A 1,324-nucleotide genomic window follows, 5' to 3' on the forward strand; every position below is an offset into this window, starting at 1 on the left:
CTGTCTGAGTTCAGGACATGTCGGACAGTTGATGTTTCAGGACCTCACGGACACTGACCGGCCTGTCGGCGTGGTGACCAGGGCTTGTGTGGTGATCATGCGGCGATGGGCAGAGCAGGTTTTCCGATGGATCCTGAGTTCGTCGCCGCGATCGTCAGGTCGGCTGCGGGCGAGAAGATCAACGTGGCGCGGTTCTGTCGCGAGCACGGGGTTTCCCGTGACACCTTCTATCGGTATGTGGCTCGGTTCCGGAGCGAGGGGACCGTCGGGTTCGCCTGCCGCAGCACCGCTCCGCTGAGCCATCCGTCCGCGCTGGGTGAGGAGGTGGCCGAGGCGGTGCTGCGGGCCCGTAAAGAGCTCGAGGAGGAAGGCCTGGACAACGGGCCGATCTCGATTCGCTGGCGTCTGGAGGACGCCGGGATGCTCCCGCCGCCCTCGCGGTCGTCGATCTACCGGATCCTGCGTGATCGCGGCCAGATCGAACCCGAGCCACGCAAGAAGCCCCGCACGCGGCGCCGGTTCCAGTACCCGGACCCGAACGGCTGCTGGCAGATCGATGGGACGGAGCACTACCTGGCCGACGGCACCAAGGTCTGCATCATCCAGATCCTGGATGACCATTCCCGCCTCGATGTCGGCTCCTATGCCGCGGTCAGCGAGAACGGTGCTGACACCTGGACCGCGGTGCAACTGGCCATCGCCTGCTACGGGGCGCCGGTGAAACTGTTGTCCGACAACGGGCTGGCTTTCTCCGGCAAACACCGCGGCTGGATGGCCGATCTGGAACGTCACCTCGCCGAACACGGCGTCACCACGATCGCCTCGTCGGTCTATCACCCGCAAACCTGCGGCAAGAACGAACGCGTCCATCAGACTCTGCAGAAATGGCTCGCCGCCCGGCCCCCGGCCGAGAATCTTGCCGCCCTGCAACAGCTGCTCGACGACTACCGCACAATCTACAACAACCGAAGACACCAGAGCCTCGACGGCCAGACCCCGCAGCAACGCTACGACGCCAGCCTCAAAGCCACTCCACCCGAAGGCTCCAAAGCTCCCAGCGGAACCACCCAACGCCCCGTCTCCAGCACCGGGGTCATCGCCTTCTCCGGCTGCTCCATCGTGCTAGGCCGACGCTGGGCCGGCCAGAACGCCACCGTGTTCTGGCAGGGCGACCGCGTCGTCATCATGATCGGCGACACACTCGCCCGCCAGCTCACCCTCAACAGAGCAATACGCTACCAACCACTGACCAACCCAAAACTGTCCGACATGTCCTGAAACACATCTGTCCGTGAGGTCCTGAAACAGGACAGACGGTTCTAAC

Annotated in this window: 1 protein-coding gene; it reads left to right on the top strand. The window is 64.3% G+C overall.

What is annotated here, in order from left to right:
• The first annotated feature begins 126 nt into the window (after window positions 1-126).
• On the top strand, window positions 127-1,278 hold the full coding sequence (locus tag AC069H_RS42760) for an integrase core domain-containing protein (RefSeq protein ID WP_478236182.1): 1,152 nt from the start codon (window positions 127-129) through the stop codon (window positions 1,276-1,278).
• The last annotated feature ends 46 nt before the right edge of the window (window positions 1,279-1,324 follow it).

The organism is Amycolatopsis sp. NPDC043887 (assembly GCF_056435665.1).